Raw genomic sequence first — 18,459 nt, 5'->3', positions numbered from 1 at the left:
CACCGCATGAAAGGCCACCCCGTGTACGCAGCCGCAGCAGACCGCTCCCACTGGCCCGACTACCCCTTCACCGCACGGTGGTTCACCCACGCCGAGGGCCGGCAGCACTATGTGGACGAGGGCACCGGCCCCCCGGTCCTCATGGTGCACGGCAACCCCTCCTGGAGCTTTGTCTGGCGCCATCTGATAGCGGAACTGCGCGATGCCTACCGGTGCATCGCCCCGGACCTGCTCGGCATGGGCCTCTCCGACCGCCTCGCCCGGCCGCTGCCCGCCCTTCTGGCCGGATACCAGATCGCCGCACTCGACGACCTGGTCCGCCATCTGACCGGCGAACACCAAGTGCCGCGGCATGGTTGGACGGTGGTGGCCCATGACTGGGGCGGACCCATCGCGCTGGCCTGGGCCTGCCTGAACGCGGAGCTGGTGGACCGTGTGGTGGTGCTGAACACCGCCGTGTTCCGCTTTCCCCAACAGGGCCTGCCGCCCTGGTGGTTCCGTCTGCTGCGGCTGCCCGTCATCAGCACCCTGGCCGCCCACCACACCCCGGGCTGGGTCCAGGGCGCCGTCCGCCTGGGGGTCACCACTCCGCTGCCCCCGCCGGTCCGCCGGGCCTTCACCGCCCCCTATCGCCGCCCGCGGGACCGCGCCGCGCCGGCCCGCTTCCTCCGCGATGTCCCGCTCACCCGCCGCGACCCCGGCTGGGCGCTGCTGACCGTCGTCGAACGGATGCTGCCCGCCCTGGAACGGAAACCCATGCTGGTCGGCTGGGGCATGCGCGACCCGGTCCTCCGGCCCGTCCTGGCCGACGCCTGGCAGCGGCGCTTCCCGCACGCCCGGGTGCTGCGCTACCCCCGGGCGGGCCACTATGTCCTGGAGGACGCCCGCGCCCAACTCATCCCGGCCATCCGACAGTTCCTCGACAGCACCGGAGAGCGCAGATGAACGTCCTGGTCACCGGGGGAAGCGGCTTTCTGGGCAGCGCCGTGTGCCGGCAGCTGGCCGCGGCCGGACACCACGTCAGGTCGCTGCACCGCCGCTTCAGCGAGCCCCTGGCCGTACTGGGCGTCGATCAGCGTCTGGGCGACATCCGCGATCCGGACGCCGTGCGCCGCGCCACCGCCGGCTGCGAGGCGGTGGTGCACACCGCGGCCCGCGTCGGCACCTCCGGGGACCCGGTGCCGTACCGCGAGGTCAATGTCACCGGCACCCGTCACATCCTGGACGCCTGCCGGCGCCATGGCATCGCCACTCTGGTCCACACCTCCAGCCCCAGCGTTGTCTTCGACAACACCGATATCGACGGCGGCGATGAATCCCTGCCCTATCCGCGCCGGCCCCTCGGCCCCTACTCCGCCACCAAGCTGGCCGCCGAACGCCTGGTCCTGGCCGCCAATGGGCCGGAGCTGGGCACCGTCGCCCTGCGCCCGCACTGCGTCTGGGGGCCGGGCGACCCGCACTTCGCCCCCCGGCTGCTGCGTGCCGCCCGTTTCGGTGTCCTCCCCCTGGCGGGCGGCGGTCACAAACGCATTGACACCGTCTATGTGGACAACGCCGCCCATGCCCATCTGCTGGCCCTGGACCGGGTGCGGCCCGGGTCCCCGGCGGCGGGCCGGCCGTACTTCATCACCCAGGGCAGGCCGTGCGGCTTCGCCCGGACTCTGACCGTCTTCTTCCGCGCGCTGGGCCGCAGCCCGCGCCTGCAACCCGTCCCCATCCCGGCCGCCCGCGCGGCGGCCGGGCTCTGCGAGGACGGATGGCGCCTCCTCCGCCTCCCCGGACGGCCACCCCTGGACCGCTGCCTGGTGGCGGGGGCCGCCTACGCCAACTGGTTCGACATCACCGCCGCCCGGACCCACCTGGGATACACCCCGCGGGTCAGTACTCCGGAAGGGCTGGAACGCCTGCGGAGGCACCATGAGGCCGCCGTCAGAAGGGGAAGGCGCCCGCCTCGATGACCTCCCCGCTCCGGTCGCACCAGGCGGTGGAGGTGCCACCCGACAGCGCGCGGTTGCCGAGACGGAAGTACAGGTGGCCGTCGGGCCGGTGACAGATGACGTACTCCCTGAAAGGACTGCCATGGCAAGTGATCGACGCACCATGGCCGTTGGCGCCCCTCAGATACCGCCAGGCGTCACAGGAGAACGAGGATGTGCGGGGGGTGCCGGAAGCGGAAGCCGCGGCCGCGGGCGACGCGGCACTCACCGCGCCTCCGCCCGCGAGGGCGAGGAACAGGGCGGTGGCCGCGGCGCGATAGCGGATTCTCATGTGCCCTCCTGTCGATGCCGTGCTCGATCGATGCGGACCGGGACGCTACCGGGAGAGGGGAGCACCCGGTAGTGCGGCAAACGGAGTTGGCCGGGAAGCGCCGCGTTGTCCGTTTCGACTGCTGATCCAGGCTGGGATCGTGCCGGTTTCAAGCGACCAGCGCTACCCCGGAGCGCGGGCTCTGCGCAGGCCTCCTGTGATGCAGCTCACCGGTAAAGGGTGACAGGGCGTTGTCGCACACGTCTGCGATGCTCCATGGCATGACGATCACTGATCAGGACTGCCTCGCCGAAACCCTTGCCTTCAACCAGGAATTCGCGGCCGCCGCCGCGAGCCGCCCGGCCCGGGAGGGGGCGCCGGACGCAGCCACGATGGCCGCCCTGCGGCGCAACCGGCTCGGTGGCGACGCTCCACCGGAGCGGCTGCCGCACGGCCAGGACCGCGTTCTCGCCGATGGACCGAGAGCCCGGGTATTCGTGCCCGACCGGGTCGAAGGCGTGTATTTGCACATACACGGCGGCGGCTGGTCATTCGGCTCCGCGGATGGGCAGGACGACAAACTGTGGCGGATCGCCGAACACGCACGGCTGGCCGTGGTCAGCGTGGATTACCGCCTCGCGCCGGAACACCCGTTCCCCGCCGGGCCCGACGACTGCGAAGCCGCCGCCCGGTGGCTGGTGGACCACACCGCGGCCGAGTTCGGCACCGAACGCCTGCTGATCGGCGGCGAATCGGCCGGTGCCCACCTGAGCGTCCTGACCTTGCTGCGCCTGCGCGACCGGCACGGCATCACCGGCGCCTTCCGGGCGGCCCACCTGATGTTCGGCCCCTATGACCTGTCGATGACACCGAGCCAGCGGTCATTCGGCGCCAAGCGGCTGCTGAGCAACACCGACAGCCTGCGCCGGACCTATGAACTGTTCACCCCCGGTATGGGGGCCGAGCAGCGCCGCGACCCCGAGGTCTCACCGTTGTTCGCCGACCTCTCCGGTATGCCACCCGCCCGGATGGTCGTCGGCAGCGAGGACCCGCTGCTGGACGACTCGCTCTTCCTGGCCCAGCGATGGCAGGCGGCAGGCGCACCGGTGGAACTCGGCGTTGTCGCGGGCGCGATGCATGGCTTCACCTTGTTCCCGCTGACCGTCACCGAGCGCGAACTGCGCCGCGAGCGGGAATTCCTGGCCGCCGCCGGACGGTAGCGTCACCGGTATGAACCGCAGTACCCGGCTCTATGCCCTGGTGGAAGAGTTGCGCGCGGCAGCGCCACGGCCATTGACGGTCGCGGCGCTCGCCGCGCGATTCGAGCTGAGTAAGCGCACGGTGCAGCGCGACCTCCAGGCGCTGATGGAGGCCGGTGTCCCGGTGCGCTGTGCGACCGGGCGGGGCGGGGGCTGGTCGGTCGATCCGGAAATGACCCTGCCGCCCATCCATTTCACCGCCGAGGAGGCCTCGGCCCTGGTCGGCGTTCTCGCCGCGGCCGACGCCTCCGCCCTCTACGCCGGAGCGGCCCGTACGGCGGCGCAGAAGATAGCGGCCTCGATGACCGGCCACGCCTCGGCGGCGGCCGGAAAACTCGCCGCCCGGATCGTTGCCCTGCCCTCGCCGTCCGACGCCACGGTTCGTGCCACGGTGGAACGGGCCATCACCACCAACACGGTGCTGCGGCTGTCCTACACCGACGCGACAGGGCGCCGGAGCGAACGCGTGGTGGAACCGGCCGGACTGCTCACCGCCGGCGGCCGGTGGTATCTGATCGCCTGGTGCCGCACCCGACAGGCAGGCCGCGGCTTCCGGTTCGACCGCATCACCGCGGCGGTTCCCACCATGGAGCGGGCGCAGCCCCGCGACCTGACCGCTCTGCTGTATGGATCGGCCGCGGCGGGTGCGGTCCGCCCGGATACGCTGGCTCCGCTCACCCCCGGCACCACGGTGTCTACAGTGGCAACAGAGGCTCCAGGGAACGCAGTTGGCGGCGGATCTCATCCAGCGCCACGGTCCGGTCGCGGTCCAGGACGAGGTAAATGAAGATACCGCCCTCGCGCAGCCGGGGCAGGGGCCGGATCATATGCAATTCCCGGTCCAGCGTGATCAGGATGTCCTCCACGCTGTCGGGGGGGTAGCCGAGAAGCTCCAGGGTGTACAGCTTGGCGCGCATGACATCGCTGTCCCCATAGGCGACTTTGTCCATATCCAGCCCGCTGCCGCGGTCCAGCGAGCCCAGAACCCTGCGCTGCTTGAAATCGACTATCGCGACTCCGGTGGCTCCGCTGATCGCCAATGCCTTCTCCAGGGCAGTCTCAACGGTGTCCATCGGTGCACGACCTCCTTGAAGCAGCAACCTGAGAGGGCGCAGTGATGCCCGGGCTTCCAGGCTGCTCGCTGCTCAGAGCTTGCACGTTAGCGGAGATGACACACCTCACGCACCGGCCGGAGCTTCACCGGCAGCGACCGTGGAGGTCCGGTGTCCGCGCTCGGCCGCACCGCGGCCGGCCGGCCGGGCACCGCCCGACCATGTCCAAAACGTTTCGGTCACCTTGCGGTCCGTGGCCCGCTGAAACGGAATCCGCCCCGGTTCCCGATGCCACACGTATGAGCTGCGCGGCGCAGCACTCCTTGGGACAAAGGGTGATTGCTGCCGATGGCGGCCGAGACTGGCCGATTCTCCCCCATGGGGGTCGCGCGTCACGCGTGGTCTCCCTAGCTTGCTGATGGCCGGATCGCATAAGTGAGGGTCCGGCAAGCGATGTACACGGCAGTCACCTCAAGGGGGACCATGCTTGACGTGCTCCCTGAGTCTGAGGTTCAGGGGTTCCGGCCTGGGTCGGCTGACCTTTCCGGGGGCTTCCTGCTTCACCGCGCTGTGCCGGGGCTTTCGCCCTGGTCTTACCGGCGCTCCACGAGGCGTTTAGGGTCTCCGCCCGTCCGGCGGCGACGATGCGGCGTCCTTCGACGAGGATATTGCGGGCCGCGTTGTGGTCGCGGTCGTGCACGGTGCCGCACCCACCGCACGTCCATTTACGGATGTGCAGGGGTTTGGGGCCGTCCCGGAATCCGCAGGCCGAGCAGATCTGCGAGGACGGGAAGGCACGGTGCACCTTGGCGAAGATGCGGCCGTGCCTGGCCGCCTTGTATGCCAGCATCCGCACGAACGCCGACCATCCCGCGTCATGCACGGACTTGGCCAGCCGGGTGCGGCCGAGGCCGGACACCGCGAGGTCTTCCACAAACACTGCTTGGCTGTCGCGAATGATCTGTGTGGATACCTTGTGGTGCCAATCCCGGCGCCGGTCGGCCACCTTGGCATGCTGGCGCGCGACCTTGATGCGAGCCTTCGCCCGGTTCTTTGACCCTTTGGCCTTGCGGGACAGCTCCCGCTGAAGGCGCTTGAGTTTCTTCTCCGCCCGGCGCAGGAAGCGCGGGCTGTCGATCTTCCGGCCGTCGGAGAGGACGGCGAAGGCGGACAGGCCCAGGTCGATACCGGTGTCAGTCTGTGCCCGGGGGAGGATGTCGGGTGCGGTGTCCACGACGAAGCTGAGGAAGTACCGACCGCAGCTGTCCTGGGTGACGGTCAGGGACGTCGGCGCGGCCGGAAGCCTGCGGGACCATCTGACCTTGAGATTGCCGACCTTGGCCACGTACACCGTGCCGTTGTCCTTCAGACAAAAGGCGTTGGTGGTCAGGCGGATCGACTGACGGGTGTCCTTCTTCGACTTGTAGCGGGGCGGACCCACCTTGTGGCCCTGCCGCTTGCCCCTGATGCTGTCGAAGAAGTTCTTGTACGCGGCGTCCAGATCCCGCAGGGACTGCTGCAGAACAACCGCCGAGACCTCGGCGAGCCAGGCACGTTCCTCGGTGCGCTTGGCCTGGGTGATGCGCAGCCGGGACAGCTCCGCCGACGTCACATACGGCAGCCCCGCCGCATGCGCCTCCTTACGGTCACGCAGGCAGTCGTTCCACACCACCCGGGCACACCCGAACGCCCGCGCCAGCGCCCGACGCTGACAAGTATCCGGATAGGAACGGTAGTTGTAGCGCAACTGCACAGCCACGACCCTACCGACGATTGGCCTTATGGAGGGGCAGAACGACTAAAGTGCGTCCCGCCGGATACGCCAGGAGTTCACCGGCTGCGTTAACCACGCCAGCATGCACGGGCACCTGTGGTCGCCTTCGTACTTCTCGGTTTCATGCGGCGGGCGCCGTGGGCGATCGTCTGCCAGTACATCGAGGGGCAAAAACGTCCGCTCCAGCCTGCGGGTCAGATCAGTGCAGTCCTGGGATGCGTTTCATCCCCGGAGTGCCATCGTCGAGCGCGCCGTGACCGTCCCGGCCCACGACCTCAGGCCGACCCGGTGCAGGGCCGGCCCACCTTCTCCACCGGCCTTCCGGGCGAGAACCCGGATTAGGCATGTGCCAAGTGCTGCCGCGGGCTGGTTACGTGGCCCCTCCACGAGGCCCGGAGAGCCGCTTGTCAGAGGGCGGTGCGAGGATAACGGCGCGTACCGGCAGACGACCGGGGCGAGGACATGGCAGATTTCGAGTGGTCGGAGGCGGCATGGCCAAGGAATTCCAGGTGACTTACGACTGCGCCGACCCGGGCGCACAGGCGGCTTTCTGGGCCGAGGCACTGGGCTATCGCGTCCAGCCGCCGCCCGAGGGCTTCCCCGACTGGACGGCCGCGCTCATGGCCTGGGGCGTGCCGCCCGAGCACCACAACGACCGCTCGGCCATCACCGATCCGGACGGCAACGGGCCGCGGGTGTTCTTCCAGAAGGTCCCGGAGGGAAAGACCGCGAAGAACCGTGTGCACCTCGATCTGCGCGCGGCACCCGGACTGACCGGGGAGGAGCGGATGGCCGTGCTGGAGAAGGAGGCCACCAGGCTGGAGGGGCTGGGCGCGAAGCGGCTCTACCGGCTTGAGCCCAATGGCATCGACGAGGGAATGATCGCGATGGCCGACCCGGAGGGAAACGAATTCTGCCTGGACTGAGGGCAGGGCGCCGGCTGTGCCCTGGCGCGATGAGCCGGGCCCCTATCCCGAGCGTCGCTCGCAGGTGACGTCCATGGACGGCAGACGACCGCCGGCGAGGTAGGCGTTGACCGTCGCATCGACACACCGGCTGCCGAAGACCCCGTAGAGCGCGTGCTGGTCCGCGCCGCGGAGGGTGACCAGTCGGGAGGCGGGCCACATCCGGCGCACCTCCCGAGCGCCCTGGTAGCCGGTGCGCGGGTCGCCGGTGGCGTTGACCAGCAGGGCCGGCAGGTCGTTCCTGATGGTGGTCGGGCGCTCGCGCGGCGGGTCCCAGAACGCGCATGGGCCTATGTTGTTGGCGACGGGGCCGAGCAACGCGTCCCGCTTACGGGCCCGTTGGACATCGCGCCAGTATGTCCGAGGGTCGCGGGGCGCGGCCACATCACCGCACAGGATCGCCGACTGGACACTGCCATAGGCGGAGTCGGAGCCGGTCAACAGGGAATCGAGCGTGCGGGCCAGCCATGGGGAGGGCGTGATGTGCCGGCCGTCGGCGGCGCGCCGCAGGTCCCGTATGGCCTGGGCGAAGTCTCCGTACGCCGCGTCATTGTCCTGGGAGAGGCCGTTGAAGACGATGACGGGCAGCACCTGATCGTCCACCCGGTGGCCGCCGGCCCGCAGCGGTGTGCGTCCGGCCGTCGCCTGGAGGCGGTCGATGACCGCCAGCACCGTGGCTCGGGTGCGGCCCAGACCGTAGGCGGTGTCATGGGCGGCCGCCCAGGCTGCCCAGTCCTCGAGGGCGTGCCGGTTGGCCGGTTCCATGCCGCGCATCAGCCGTGGGCCGTAACGGGCCGGGTCGATGACGCCGTCGAGGACGACGCGGTCGGTGCGGCCGGGGAACATGGAGGCGTAGACCTCGCCCAGGTAACTGCCGTAGGAGTAGCCGAGGTAGGAGATCCTGCGCTCGCCGAGCGCGGCGCGGATGACGTCCATATCGCGTGCGGTGTTGCGAGTGGTGACAAAGGGCAGCACCGCCCCCTCATGGGCACGGCAACGGCGGGCGAGCTCCCTGGCGAAGGCCGTCGAGCGGTCGAAGGCGGCACGGCCGTTGCCCGCACCGCGGAGGAAGGTGCCGGTGGGCCAGTGGCAGTCCAGTGGGGTGCTGCGGCCGACGAAACGGGGGTCCACGCCCACCACGTCATAGCGTTGGCCGACCTGCCGCATGGCCTTGCGCACCCAGGGCGGGTCGCCGATCGTCGGCCCGCCGGGGCCGCCGCTGTTGAGCAGCAGCGCACCGATGCGATGGGCGGTGTCGGTGGCCCGGATCCGCGAGAGGGCGACGGTGATCGTACGGCCGCCGGGGTCGGCGTAGTCCAAGGGGACGGTGACATCGGCGCATTGGGCGCCCGCCCGCTGGAGCTCCTTGCCGGTGTCGTCGGACGGGCCGAGCACACAGCTCTTCCATGTGAGGTGCTGACCCTGGTAACGGGCGAGGGGACCGGTGCCCCCGTCACCGGGCTGGGCGGTGGCGGGCGGCGCGGCGAAGGCGACCGCCCCGGTGAGGCACAGGGCCGTCACCATCGCGGTACGCGCCGCAAACCGGTGCAAACCACTGGAAGCGGAACGGCGGGCGCGGGACGCGGCGGCGGCGAGAGTGAAGCCGGTCATGCGGTAGTAGCCCTTTCATAAGCGCTGCCCTCGCAGAGGGACTTGTCGATGACATCCAGGAAGTCCTGTTCGGCCTGGAGAGTGGCCGGTGTTTCGTTCAGGGCGGCGGCCACGCTGCGGCCACCGGGGCCGACGGCGATCAGCGCCCGGTGGCCCCCGGGCACCGTCCCCGCATGCCCCCACCACATGCCGCCGCAGGACAACGGTGAGGCGATCAGCCCCAGTCCATAGCGGGCGCCGGGCCATAGCCGGTCGGGGTCGGCGGCCACCGTCCGCCGCATCTGGGCCAGTTGGGCCGGGGGCAGCAGACGGCCGCCGAACAGGGCGGTGGCGAACCGCGTCAGGTCGGCCGGTGTGGAGACCAGAGCGCCGCCGACACCGCCGAAGGTGGTGTTCCAGTCGGTGCCATCGACACGGTGGCCGTCACCGGAGGTGAAGTAACTGTGCGAGTGCGGTCCTTGGATGGAGGTGGTGTCGCCGGGCCAGTAGGTGTCGCGCAGCCCGAGGGGAGCGATGATGCGGCGGTTGATCTCCGCTTCGGGGGTGCGGCCGGTGACCTGCCGGACGATCAGGCCGAGGACAAGGTAGTTGGTGGTGGCGTAGTGCCAGCTGCCGCGCGGGCGCGGCAGTTCCAGGGCACGGGCAACGAGGTCACGCGGCTCGAAGTGGCGGTAGCGCAGCCGTTCGGGATGCTCCCATTCGGGGGCCTCGAGGTAGTCGGGCAAGGCGCTGGTGTGCTGGAGCAGTTGGCGTACGGTGATCCGGCGGCCGTCGTGGCCATGCTGCCGGATGAGCCCCGGCAGATGGCGATCGACGGTGTCATCCAGGGAGAGCCGGTGCTCGGCGACGAGCTGCAGGACGACCGTCGCGGTGAAGGTCTTGGTGACGCTGCCGATACGCAGCCGGTCCGCGGTGTTCATCCTGCGGCCGGTGCGCAGATCGGCCGCTCCGGCCGCCTCCGCCCAATGCCCGCAGGGCGCACCCGGGTTGGAGTCGGTGACCAGGACCCCGGCTCCGGCGATCCGGTCGCGGTCGGTGAGAGCGCGCAGTGCCCGGCGTACCTCCTGGTGCGTACCGCAGGAGCCGGTGGAGTGCGGGACCGGCGCCGGCGCGGCGGCCGAGACCGGCCCGGTGACGGCCAGCAGCAGGGCCGCCACCGTGGCCGCGAGGCAGATGCGTCTGCCGGGACGGGAGTTCGGTGACTTCGGTGAGTTCGGTAAGAAGGTCGGCATGTGACAGCAGGCTAGGGACGGGCCGCTGGTGGATCACTCGGGTTGGCAGGTCTATCGGGGGTGAGGAAAACCCCACCATGGGACTTCCCGGAGCGCGACCGCCCGCCCACCCACCGGGTCAGCGCCAGAAGTCACCGTTGACGGTGAGGTAATGAGCGGTGGCCGGGCATCTGTCGCGGGCTTCGAAGTGCAGGAAAGCCTCGCGCTGGGTGAGTTCGCCACAGCTGTGCCGCTTCTGCAGAGCGGGAGTCATAAATCGGGTAACCCGCTCCACTTCCTGCTTGAGGATGGGAAATTCGGGCCCCGGCGAGCCACAGGTCACCGTGAGTTTCGACGGTGCGGCGGCCGACCTGGAGACACGGCAGTCGGCTGACTCCGCGTGCGAGACGGCCGGGGCGGCCAGTACAAGGAGAGCGGCGGTAGCGAGAGCGGCTCCTGCCTTTGCGGGGAGAGAGCGAAGGTTCATCGGTGAGTACTCCTTGTATTTGAGGGGAGAGGGGGTGCTGTCTGCCTCCGGTTAAACGAAGCGGGAGTGGACAGGTGGCGGCAGCATTTGCGCAGTGGCGCTTCAATGGCTACGAGCAGGGGAGAGTCATGGCCCGTAGGGCGCCGTAGCGGCCGGCCACCATATGGCGGCCGGTGGACGATGACATTCGGTCCACCAAGGACCCTGGCCCGGCGGTGAGTTGGCAACCCGGTTGTGCTGGACAAGCGTCGGTGGCCGACCGCGACCCGATATCCTCGGCAAGGTGACGAGCCAACCCCAGACGGCCGGTCGGTACGCCCGCGGCCCGGTCGGCAAGGCGGAAACCCGGCTGATCGTACTGCGAGGCACTCCGTTTCCGGGAAGACCTCGGCCGCCGTAGGCATCCGCCGGCGTTATGGCCGCGGCATTGCCATTGTCGGACAGGACACCTGCGCCGCGTCCTTCTCAAGGACCCGGACAGGCCCGGCGGCGCCAACATCGGTCTTACGATCTTGGGGGCAATTGAGTTGAGGGCAGGCTGGTCTGGGGGTTCGGCTGGTGGGTGATTCAGCGGGCCGTCCTGCGGACGGGCACCAGGGCGGTGCTGGCGCGTCGTCGGCGGGCTTCTTCGGCGGGGCGGAGACCTGATCGGGGAACTCGTTCGCCAGGCTCCGGTAGCCATCGTCGACCTCGGCTTTTACCCCGGGATGCTGACGGAATTACTCGGCGATGCCTTCGCTGCGCACACAGGTCTGGTCGTGCATTCGGCCCGGCCACACGATCCCGGACAGCGGGATGCGGCCCTCATGGTCGCTGAACGATGCACACCTCCTAGGAAGTGAGACACCCATGGCACCGTACGACGTCAAGCGTGAACGGAAAGAGTTCTACGCGCCCAAGAACACGGCGTGGGCCGTCGTGGACGTTCCCGAACAGCAGTTCATCGCCATCGACGGTAGGGGCAACCCCAACACGGCGCCCGCCTATGTCAGCGCGGTCGAGGCCCTCTACGCGGTCGCCTACACCCTCAAGTTCGCCAGCAAGCACACGGCGGACGGCGACTTCGTCGTCGCTCCGCTGGAGGGGCTGTGGTGGGCGGACCGGCCCGAAGCCTTCACCACCCGGGCCAAGGACACCTGGAAGTGGACCATGCTCATCACCATGCCCTCCTGGATCACCAGGAAGATGATCGAGGACGCCCAGCAGACCGCGCTGGCCAAGAAGAAGAACCCCGCGATCTCCCAGCTCCGGCACCTCACCCTTCACGAAGGCCCCAGTGCCCAGGTGCTGCACATCGGCTCCTACGACGACGAGGCACCCGTGCTCCGCGAACTCCACCACACTTACCTCTCCGCCAACGGCCTGCGGCCAACGGGCCTGCACCACGAGATCTACCTCAGCGACCCCCGCAAGACCGCTCCCGAGAAGCTGAAGACCATCCTGCGCCAGCCAGTCGAGGACCTCGACAGGTAGGCCCTGGTGCCCGGGTGCGGCACGCCGTGCACCCCCTGCCGTTGCTGACCACGTGCTTCGGGCGTTCGGTATGAGGATGTCCGACGACGTCATGTGGTGGCGGCCCGGTTCACGAGCCCGACCGCCGCCGAGGTCGGAGAAGCGGAATTGCGCTCCTGGTACCGGCCGCACGACCTGCTGCCCGGGGGCGTCGAGACCGTCATCCCGGCGGACAGCTCCTTGGCCGAGACCGTGGAGCGGGTGATGCGGGAATCCGGGCTCGCTGCCATGGCGGACCGCGACAACGGCATTCGGAGTGCGACGACTTGAGGGAAGGTTCCGTCGATGAGCCGCTGCCGGGGCGCACCAGCCGTTGCCAGGGTCTGCCGGCGTACGGCCGCGCATGCCCGCCAACGGCGGCGGGTACGAGCCCTCTCGTACCAGGGCGTTGCGGAAGTGACTCAGGAACGAGGGGTGTTGGACGTGATTAGAAAGCTGCAGGCGGTCGCGCTGGACTGTGCCGATCCGGTACGGCTCGCCGAGTTCTACGCGGAGTTGCTCGGCGGCCGGGTGGTCGCGGACCCGGAGAATCCTGGCTGGGTAGAGGTGCATGGGTTCGAGGGGACGCCGCTGGCCTGCCAGCGGGTGGACGGCTACCGGCCGCCCGAATGGCCGGGCCGGCAGCACCCGCAGCAGCTGCACCTGGACTTCGACGTGGACGACCTCGAAGGGGAGGAGAAACGAGCGCTCGCCCTCGGCGCGACCGTACTGGAGCGAACGGACCGGATCCGCCCGGGGGCCAACTGGCGGGTGTACGCGGACCCGGCGGGCCATCCGTTCTGTCTCTGCCTCCACTGAGGCCCTTGCGCAGGACGGTGCCCGCGGTTGGTCAGGGCCCGATGAGCAACCAGGTCACCAATACGGCGTTGAGCTCCGGATGGAACCGGTTGACCATGGTGAGCCGGCGGCGGCCGGCCCCGGCGGGGCAGAACTCCAGCACATAGTCCTCGGTCCGGTCGTCACGGTTCGGGCGGTGCAATCCCAGTTGTGGCCACCACTCCAACTCGCGGTGAATCGCGGACGCGGTTCGCGACTCGTCGGCGTTCAGCTCCCGCAGCTGCTGCTCGGCCTGGACGGAGTAGCCGACGAACGCCCTGGTCCCGCCGCCTTCCGGCATTTTCCGGCGCAGTTGGGCGGCCGAAACGTCAACCGGCATGGTCAGTGCGGCGACCGCCTCGGGGGCGGTGGCGTGCCGGACGTAGGCGCGGTACTGGGCGGCGAGAGCCTCGACCTGGTCGGGCGGGGTGGTCGCCAGAGCCGTCTCGAATTCGTCCAGCTTTGTCGGTATGCCGAGCTGCGCGAGGCCCGCCAGCGCCGAGCGCACCTCGGGCGGCACCTCGGGCGGCACGGTCTCGCCTGCGGCGGGAGCTTCTTGGGGCGGGGCGCAGTCGATACCGTCGGCCGAATCCCCCAGCGCTTCGTCCACATCGTGGCGGAACTCCTCGTCCACCTCCGCCCGCAGTTCCAGCAGCATGCGGGTGGCCTCCTCGGCGTATTCGCCGCCGATGTCACGCAAGTGGTTCGCCCGAGCCAGCTCGTTCTCCCAGCCGTCGTTGGAGATGTCGTCCCGCCGGATGGTCTCGGCGGCCTCCTCCCGCAGGGACGGATCGATCTCCGCCAGGGTGACGGCGGCCATCCACCGCAGCTGGGCGACCCGGCAGCGCTGCCACCGGCCCGGCAGCGGGTCCGCGATGGTGGCACGCAGCGCGGCGACGGCCTCGTCCCGGTACTCGGGGCCCAGCGCGGCCAGGGCCTGCGCGGCCCAGATACGGTCCTCGTCGAACTCGCCCGGCATCGCGGCCGGACCGCGCAGCCGGTCGGCCAACTGCTCCCGGTAGCGCGGGGCGAACCCGGACAGCGCCTCGGCGATGTGCGATGCCACCGACATCGGGAAGTCGGAGCCCAGAACCACCGACGCCGCGAACTCCTGCTGCGCCTCCCCGGTCGCCCCGAGCCGCCGCGCCGCTTCCCACCGTTCGAGACCCGGCGTGGCGGGATCGCGCAGCGCCCGCCGGAGGGCGAGCAGTTCTCGGCCGGTCAGTCGTTCCATCCGTGCTCCTGGGTTCAGCGTCCGGGAGCCGGAGGCGCCCGAGCGCAGTGTAGAGAACGGTGCCGGCACGGCGACGGCTCAACCGTCGGCCAGTGTTGGCGGTGAACGCATGGCGTGGCGCCGCTTCTTCCGACCGGGCTGGCTTCAGCCGGAGTTGTCCCGGCGGTCTGCGGCGCGGCAAAGGACAGCAGCCGCTGGTTCCCCTGGGCGGGTTCCGCGCTTACCAACCACCCCCCTGGAGGCCGCCCTGCGGAACGGGTCCTGTATAAACATCGACCGGCTGACCTGCCTACTCCCGAGATACGAACAGACAGGCCCAGCCGAACGTCGGCTTCAAGGCCGGGTGAGAGCAATCAGCATTGCGCCGGGTCCGGCGGGTCGGCTCTGCCGCGGCCACTCGATGCGGTCATTCCTGGGCTGTTCCAGGTTGCTCCTCGGCTTCGGCGCAGCCCTTGAGATCAGTGTCGGTTTCCAGGCCGGTGGCCTGGTTCGATGCTCTCCATCCCAGCGTCCACCACGACCGCAAGTTGCCAGGGGGATTGTTGTCCCGCTTGCGCACGACATTTCCCCGGTCTTTATTGGCGTTGCCGTCATCGTCCCAGAGGTAGCCATTGTTGGCCCACCTTGTTCTGAGCGTCACGCTGTCCCCTGTGCGAAGGACGCGTTTGCCCTCGTAGTTCAGCGACTTTCCGGTTGGCACGTTCAGGCCTCCGTTCGCGGAGATGAGCCCACTTGCGGTAATGCCGGCCGTGTTGAGGGTTCCGGCTGTGAGGACCTTGCCGCTGGCCATGCTCAAATCTCCGCGCACCGTGATGGTGCCGTTGGTCGTAGTCGGGTTGATCCACATCGCTTTGAAAGTCTTGGTCGCGGCGACGGTGAGGTCATTGTTGGCGTCGATCGTGCCGTTGGCGGTGAGCGGTTGTTCGAGCGTGAGCTTGCTCTTCAGGGTCACGGTTCCGTCTGACGTTCCGCTCAGTGCCCAGATACGGGCGGTGTGTACTCCGTAGTACGTCCCGGCAGGGCCCGCGGCGACGAAGATGTTCTTGTTTGCGTTGATCGGTCCGTTGGCGGTCAGAGGCACGTCCGCCTCAGTGGTGACCTCGCCCTTGGCGGTGATGGTTTTGTTGGCTGTCAGGGGGCCGTTGGCGGTGAGTGCCCCCTCGCCGACGTTGTCACCGGCCTGGGCGGTGAGCGCGCCGTAGACGGTGATCCGGCCGCCGTACCGAGGGATCTCGATGCCCGCCTTGTCCTGGAACTGAAGGGTGTTCTTGACGCCAACGGTGCCGTCAGCGCTCGGTGCGGCGATGCTTGTGACGGCGATATCGGGCTTGTTCACCCGCACATGAGCGGTCAGGTAGTAATCGCGGCCGTCGAAGGTGGCCTTGAGCCGGAAATCCGTGCTGTCCACGAGCCTGGGCGAGGTCCAACTGCCGCCGCTGACCGCGACGTTCTTCTCGGTGCCGTCCTGGTCCCGGTAGTACATGCGGTAGGTGGCCTGCTCCGTGCCCTTCCAGTTGAGCTGCACGGTGGAGTTGCGGGCGATGGCCACGGTAGCCGGGTGGAAGCTGTCGAAGTAGAAGGAGTCGTCGCGCTTGCTGACCTCGCCGCGCCCCGTGCGCAGGACGAAATCGGCGCCGTTGTTGGAGGTCTCCTCCTCCCAGCCGATGGTCACCGGGCCGGGGCTGCCGTTGGTCTCGATGCCCCAGAGTCGCAGTTGGATGCCCCAGGTGCCATCGAAGGCGGCGGGGCGCAGGTCGTCCGGCTCACAGGTGAAGACGGTCTCGTTGGGGTTCCTGGTGTCTGCCTGCACAACCCATTGGCGTTTGCCGTCCGGGACGGTGAGCTCATATCGGATCAGCGCGGGCTCGCCGGTCAGGGCGGTGGCCTGGCGGCCGGTGGGGATGCGGATGACGAACTTGCGGGAGTGGACAGGCCAGTTGACCGATGGAGCCTTTGACCTGCCGTAGACGAAGGTCAGTTCGGCGTATTCCGGTCTGGCGAAGGTCGAAACCCGCAGCGGATTGGGGTTGGTGGTCAGCTGCGGGAGCAGCAGCATGCCGGAGGAGGCCGGTTCGGCGGGGGTGGACATGGCGGGTGGTGTCTCCTGGGGAGAAGGCTTCAGGCTGCGGAGGAACTGACGGTGCCGGTACGGGGGGTCGGCCCGGCGCCGGTGTCGGTGACGAGGGTGGTGTCCTCCGTGATGCGGACGGTGCCGTCGAGCGGGGTGCTGATGGACACCGTGAGGGTGAGCGTCCAGGTGCCGTCGAAGTCGGCGGGCTCGACGGGTTCCAGGACGATGACGGTGGCGGCCGGGTCGGTGGTGATGGCTTCGGCCGTCCACTGCCGCCCGCGCCGGGGGCCGCGCTCGGCCTCTACCTTGGTACGCAGGATCACCGGTTCGCCCATGGGCATCCGTACGGCCGGGGCGGTGGGCAGGGTGAGGGTGAGGCGCGAGCAGCGAACGGTTGGCGCGGCGCTGTCCCGGGTGGTGGAGCCGACCGCCAATTGAAGGTGGTGCAGCGACAGTTCGCCGGTATGCGCCGGTGCGGCCGGGGAGGTCGTCAGGGTGTAGGGGAGCAGCAGGTCGGTCATGGCCGGGCTCCTTCGGCGGCGGGGGCGGCCGCCTGGCCGGCCGGGTGCAGCTGGAGGTAGCCGGAACGGGCGGCGGGCACGGGCACGTCCGGGTGGTAGAGGTGGTCGGCCTGCTGGATGTCGTGCTCGGTCCAGGCCGGAAGCGCTCCGGCGGTGATGCCGGCCACGGCCAGTGGCTCGGCCCAGGTCCAACTGCCGTGCCGGGCGGCGGGCCTGGGCATGGCGACAGGTGGTACCGGAGCGACTCCAGCGCGGGCCCCCGCCTCCTCCTTGTCCGGGAAACCGTCCGGTGCGAGGAGGGGGTTGAGGCGGAAGGAGGCGCGGATGCGGGCGAGGGCGCGGTGGGTGGCGTCGGCGTCCAGGGCCAGCTCGGCGACGGGCAGGATGTCGGTGGTCGCGTGGACGGCGGTGTGCGGGCAGGCCAGCAGGGTGAGGTGGTGCGTGGCGGGCCGGTCCGCGGGGCGGGCCGGGAGGGTGAGGTGGGCGCCGGTGCCGACGGCGGTGATGTACGGGCTGGCCGGGCCGGCCGGTTCCACGGCGTGCAGACGGGTGTAGTCGGTGGGCTGGTCATGGTCGTCGGCGGCGAAGTAGCCGATCAGGCCGTCCGCGAGGCGGTCGGGGTCGCCGAGCCGGACCGTCCAGCGGTGGTCGGGGTAGTCCTCCTCGGGCGGGTTGAGGGCGTGGTCCCAGGCGGGGTTGGTGAGCGGGGCACCCTGAAGGTCCAGGCCCAGCCGGGTCCGGATGAGGGCGAGGGGGCGGCCGATGAGCCGGGCCGGGGAGCGGTCCTCGGCCGGTGACGGCTCCACGATGTGGTCGAGGGCGGTGTCGATGGTGGCGGTCAGCGCCTCAAAGGCGTCAGGGGCGTGGGCGAGCAACTCGCGGGCGAACATGACGAGATGGGGGTGGGCGGCGGCGAAGCCGGGGTCGTCCGGGTGTGGGAAGGGGGCGTGCGGCAGCGGGTTCCAGGCGGTGCGTGGGGTGTTGTGCGCGTCATGGATCACCCGTAGTTCGCCGAGTGGTTCGCCGTCCGGGCCGTGGACGAGCAGCGTGCGGTCGAGGTGGTTGACCAGCAGCCAGCCGATCACCGGGGAATCCGCGGGATCGCCGGTGGCCTCCAGGCCCCTGGGGGGCTGGGAGGCGGCCGGGGCCACCGTCTCCAGCCGGAGCCTGGCCGGCTGGATGATGCGCGGCGGCAGTTGGATGAACCGCTGCGGGCCCGCCACGCCCTGGTACAGCTCGGCGTCCGGCCGCACGCTGTCCGCCCGGACCGGGGCGAACTGGACGATCTGGGAGTCCACCGGTTCCACCAGACGGCACTCGCGGCCGAAGCGGTCGATGATGACCAGCTCGACGAAGTGGAACTGCCCGCCGCGCACCGGCTGGAAGCGCTGCCGACGACGGTCCTCGGCGCCGTCGGGCACATGGTTGGTCTGGCCCACCTGGGCCACCACGGCCGGGTCGGTGACGGCCTGGGCGGCGCCGTCCTGCTGGATGAGCCAGTCATGGAAGCCGTCCAGCGACTGGGAGAGCACATCCACCTCGGTCAGTGCACCACGCAAGGCCCGCAGCGGGGCGGCCAGTTCGGCGGGGGCGTTGTCGGCGAGGCGCCGGGCCTGCTCGCGCAGCACATGGCGGGTGGCCGGGGTGAGGAAGGCCCGTCCGCCGAACGCGGTCCAGCGCCGGCCGCCCGTGCCGTCGC

The 18,459-nt window shown here is 69.9% G+C and carries 17 protein-coding genes and 1 pseudogene; 8 read left to right on the top strand and 10 right to left on the bottom strand.

The window, feature by feature from the left end; translation table 11 throughout:
* Positions 1-6 precede the first annotated feature (6 nt).
* Both CV755_RS14165 and CV755_RS14160 read left to right on the top strand, forming a co-directional pair.
* Positions 7-945, top strand: a complete 939-nt coding sequence (locus tag CV755_RS14165) for an alpha/beta fold hydrolase (RefSeq protein WP_109280590.1) — start codon at positions 7-9, stop codon at positions 943-945.
* The gene (locus CV755_RS14160; RefSeq protein ID WP_109280589.1) at positions 942-1,958 is read left to right on the top strand and encodes an NAD-dependent epimerase/dehydratase family protein; all 1,017 of its coding nucleotides are present in this window, start codon (positions 942-944) and stop codon (positions 1,956-1,958) included. Before CV755_RS14165 ends, CV755_RS14160 begins: the two co-directional genes overlap by 4 nt.
* On the opposite strand, the gene CV755_RS14155 is transcribed toward CV755_RS14160, so the two are convergent.
* Positions 1,930-2,268 (bottom strand): hypothetical protein, encoded by a 339-nt coding sequence (locus CV755_RS14155; protein ID WP_109280588.1) that lies wholly within the window; start codon positions 2,266-2,268, stop codon positions 1,930-1,932. The two genes, CV755_RS14160 and CV755_RS14155, sit on opposite strands and share 29 nt — an antisense overlap.
* A 260-nt stretch (positions 2,269-2,528) precedes the next feature.
* Here CV755_RS14155 and CV755_RS14150 point away from each other — a divergent pair, with 260 nt between their 5' ends.
* Together CV755_RS14150 and CV755_RS14145 are read left to right on the top strand one after the other, a co-directional pair.
* Positions 2,529-3,467, top strand: a complete 939-nt coding sequence (locus CV755_RS14150; RefSeq protein WP_109280619.1) for an alpha/beta hydrolase — start codon at positions 2,529-2,531, stop codon at positions 3,465-3,467.
* A gap of 10 nt (positions 3,468-3,477) precedes the next feature.
* Entirely contained in the window at positions 3,478-4,293 is an 816-nt protein-coding gene (locus tag CV755_RS14145) for a helix-turn-helix transcriptional regulator (RefSeq protein WP_109280587.1), read from the top strand.
* Here CV755_RS14145 and CV755_RS14140 read toward each other — a convergent pair.
* Together CV755_RS14140 and CV755_RS14135 are read right to left on the bottom strand one after the other, a co-directional pair.
* Entirely contained in the window at positions 4,202-4,579 is a 378-nt protein-coding gene (locus CV755_RS14140; RefSeq protein WP_109280586.1) for a hypothetical protein, read from the bottom strand. The two genes, CV755_RS14145 and CV755_RS14140, sit on opposite strands and share 92 nt — an antisense overlap.
* 445 nt (positions 4,580-5,024) lie before the next feature.
* Positions 5,025-6,311: an RNA-guided endonuclease InsQ/TnpB family protein gene (locus tag CV755_RS14135; RefSeq protein ID WP_109280585.1), complete on the bottom strand. Its 1,287-nt coding sequence runs from the start codon at positions 6,309-6,311 to the stop codon at positions 5,025-5,027.
* A gap of 512 nt (positions 6,312-6,823) precedes the next feature.
* Here CV755_RS14135 and CV755_RS14125 point away from each other — a divergent pair.
* Positions 6,824-7,258: a VOC family protein gene (locus tag CV755_RS14125; protein WP_109280584.1), complete on the top strand. Its 435-nt coding sequence runs from the start codon at positions 6,824-6,826 to the stop codon at positions 7,256-7,258.
* Positions 7,259-7,300: 42 nt separating this feature from the next.
* Here the strand turns inward: CV755_RS14125 and CV755_RS14120 are convergent, their stop codons facing one another.
* From CV755_RS14120 to CV755_RS36705, 3 genes are all read right to left on the bottom strand, one after another.
* Positions 7,301-8,908, bottom strand: coding sequence for an alpha/beta hydrolase (locus CV755_RS14120; protein ID WP_193553405.1), 1,608 nt, complete (start codon positions 8,906-8,908; stop codon positions 7,301-7,303).
* The gene (locus CV755_RS14115; RefSeq protein WP_109280583.1) at positions 8,905-10,140 is read right to left on the bottom strand and encodes a serine hydrolase domain-containing protein; all 1,236 of its coding nucleotides are present in this window, start codon (positions 10,138-10,140) and stop codon (positions 8,905-8,907) included. Before CV755_RS14115 ends, CV755_RS14120 begins: the two co-directional genes overlap by 4 nt.
* Positions 10,141-10,258: 118 nt before the next feature.
* Positions 10,259-10,393, bottom strand: a complete 135-nt coding sequence (locus CV755_RS36705; protein WP_277751811.1) for a hypothetical protein — start codon at positions 10,391-10,393, stop codon at positions 10,259-10,261.
* Between the two features lie 1,062 nt (positions 10,394-11,455).
* Here CV755_RS36705 and CV755_RS14105 point away from each other — a divergent pair.
* The 3 genes from CV755_RS14105 (at position 11,456) to CV755_RS14095 (ending at position 12,916) form a co-directional block, all read left to right on the top strand.
* On the top strand, positions 11,456-12,079 hold the full coding sequence (locus tag CV755_RS14105; RefSeq protein ID WP_109280582.1) for a GyrI-like domain-containing protein: 624 nt from the start codon (positions 11,456-11,458) through the stop codon (positions 12,077-12,079).
* A 147-nt stretch (positions 12,080-12,226) separates the two neighbouring features.
* Entirely contained in the window at positions 12,227-12,388 is a 162-nt protein-coding gene (locus CV755_RS14100) for a P-loop NTPase family protein (RefSeq protein ID WP_338323656.1), read from the top strand.
* A gap of 153 nt (positions 12,389-12,541) precedes the next feature.
* The gene (locus CV755_RS14095; RefSeq protein WP_161968693.1) at positions 12,542-12,916 is read left to right on the top strand and encodes a VOC family protein; all 375 of its coding nucleotides are present in this window, start codon (positions 12,542-12,544) and stop codon (positions 12,914-12,916) included.
* A 31-nt stretch (positions 12,917-12,947) separates the two neighbouring features.
* On the opposite strand, the gene CV755_RS14090 is transcribed toward CV755_RS14095, so the two are convergent.
* From CV755_RS14090 to CV755_RS34675, 4 genes and pseudogenes are all read right to left on the bottom strand, one after another.
* A complete protein-coding gene (locus CV755_RS14090; protein ID WP_109280580.1) occupies positions 12,948-14,168 on the bottom strand; it encodes a hypothetical protein in 1,221 nt (406 codons plus the stop codon).
* 406 nt (positions 14,169-14,574) lie between these two features.
* On the bottom strand, positions 14,575-16,257 hold the full coding sequence (locus CV755_RS14085) for a translocation/assembly module TamB domain-containing protein (protein ID WP_109280579.1): 1,683 nt from the start codon (positions 16,255-16,257) through the stop codon (positions 14,575-14,577).
* 29 nt (positions 16,258-16,286) lie between these two features.
* Positions 16,287-16,760 carry a hypothetical protein gene (locus CV755_RS14080; RefSeq protein WP_109280578.1) on the bottom strand — a complete coding sequence of 158 codons (474 nt, stop codon included), beginning with the start codon at positions 16,758-16,760 and terminating at the stop codon, positions 16,287-16,289.
* A pseudogene (locus CV755_RS34675) lies at positions 16,757-18,459 on the bottom strand (hypothetical protein); the annotation flags it as partial. The gene CV755_RS14080 and the pseudogene CV755_RS34675, both read right to left, overlap by 4 nt.

It is taken from the genome of Streptomyces orinoci, assembly GCF_003121295.1.
In the GTDB taxonomy this organism is placed as follows: Bacteria; Actinomycetota; Actinomycetes; order Streptomycetales; family Streptomycetaceae; genus Streptomyces; species Streptomyces orinoci.
This window is presented reverse-complemented; position numbering and strand designations above follow the sequence as displayed.

What these genes read in the sequence shown, in the direction of transcription:
- CV755_RS14105 (WP_109280582.1), top strand. Translation starts at nt 11,456, where the DNA reads ATGGCACCGTACGACGTCAAGCGTGAACGGAAAGAGTTCTACGCGCCC.
- CV755_RS14165 (WP_109280590.1), top strand. Translation starts at nt 7, where the DNA reads ATGAAAGGCCACCCCGTGTACGCAGCCGCAGCAGACCGCTCCCACTGG.
- CV755_RS14125 (WP_109280584.1), top strand. Translation starts at nt 6,824, where the DNA reads ATGGCCAAGGAATTCCAGGTGACTTACGACTGCGCCGACCCGGGCGCA.
- CV755_RS14140 (WP_109280586.1), bottom strand. Translation starts at nt 4,579, where the DNA reads ATGGACACCGTTGAGACTGCCCTGGAGAAGGCATTGGCGATCAGCGGA.
- CV755_RS14145 (WP_109280587.1), top strand. Translation starts at nt 3,478, where the DNA reads ATGAACCGCAGTACCCGGCTCTATGCCCTGGTGGAAGAGTTGCGCGCG.
- CV755_RS14115 (WP_109280583.1), bottom strand. Translation starts at nt 10,140, where the DNA reads ATGCCGACCTTCTTACCGAACTCACCGAAGTCACCGAACTCCCGTCCC.
- CV755_RS36705 (WP_277751811.1), bottom strand. Translation starts at nt 10,393, where the DNA reads ATGACTCCCGCTCTGCAGAAGCGGCACAGCTGTGGCGAACTCACCCAG.
- CV755_RS14120 (WP_193553405.1), bottom strand. Translation starts at nt 8,908, where the DNA reads ATGACCGGCTTCACTCTCGCCGCCGCCGCGTCCCGCGCCCGCCGTTCC.
- CV755_RS14160 (WP_109280589.1), top strand. Translation starts at nt 942, where the DNA reads ATGAACGTCCTGGTCACCGGGGGAAGCGGCTTTCTGGGCAGCGCCGTG.
- CV755_RS14090 (WP_109280580.1), bottom strand. Translation starts at nt 14,168, where the DNA reads ATGGAACGACTGACCGGCCGAGAACTGCTCGCCCTCCGGCGGGCGCTG.
- CV755_RS14085 (WP_109280579.1), bottom strand. Translation starts at nt 16,257, where the DNA reads ATGTCCACCCCCGCCGAACCGGCCTCCTCCGGCATGCTGCTGCTCCCG.
- CV755_RS14150 (WP_109280619.1), top strand. Translation starts at nt 2,529, where the DNA reads ATGACGATCACTGATCAGGACTGCCTCGCCGAAACCCTTGCCTTCAAC.
- CV755_RS14080 (WP_109280578.1), bottom strand. Translation starts at nt 16,760, where the DNA reads ATGACCGACCTGCTGCTCCCCTACACCCTGACGACCTCCCCGGCCGCA.
- CV755_RS14155 (WP_109280588.1), bottom strand. Translation starts at nt 2,268, where the DNA reads ATGAGAATCCGCTATCGCGCCGCGGCCACCGCCCTGTTCCTCGCCCTC.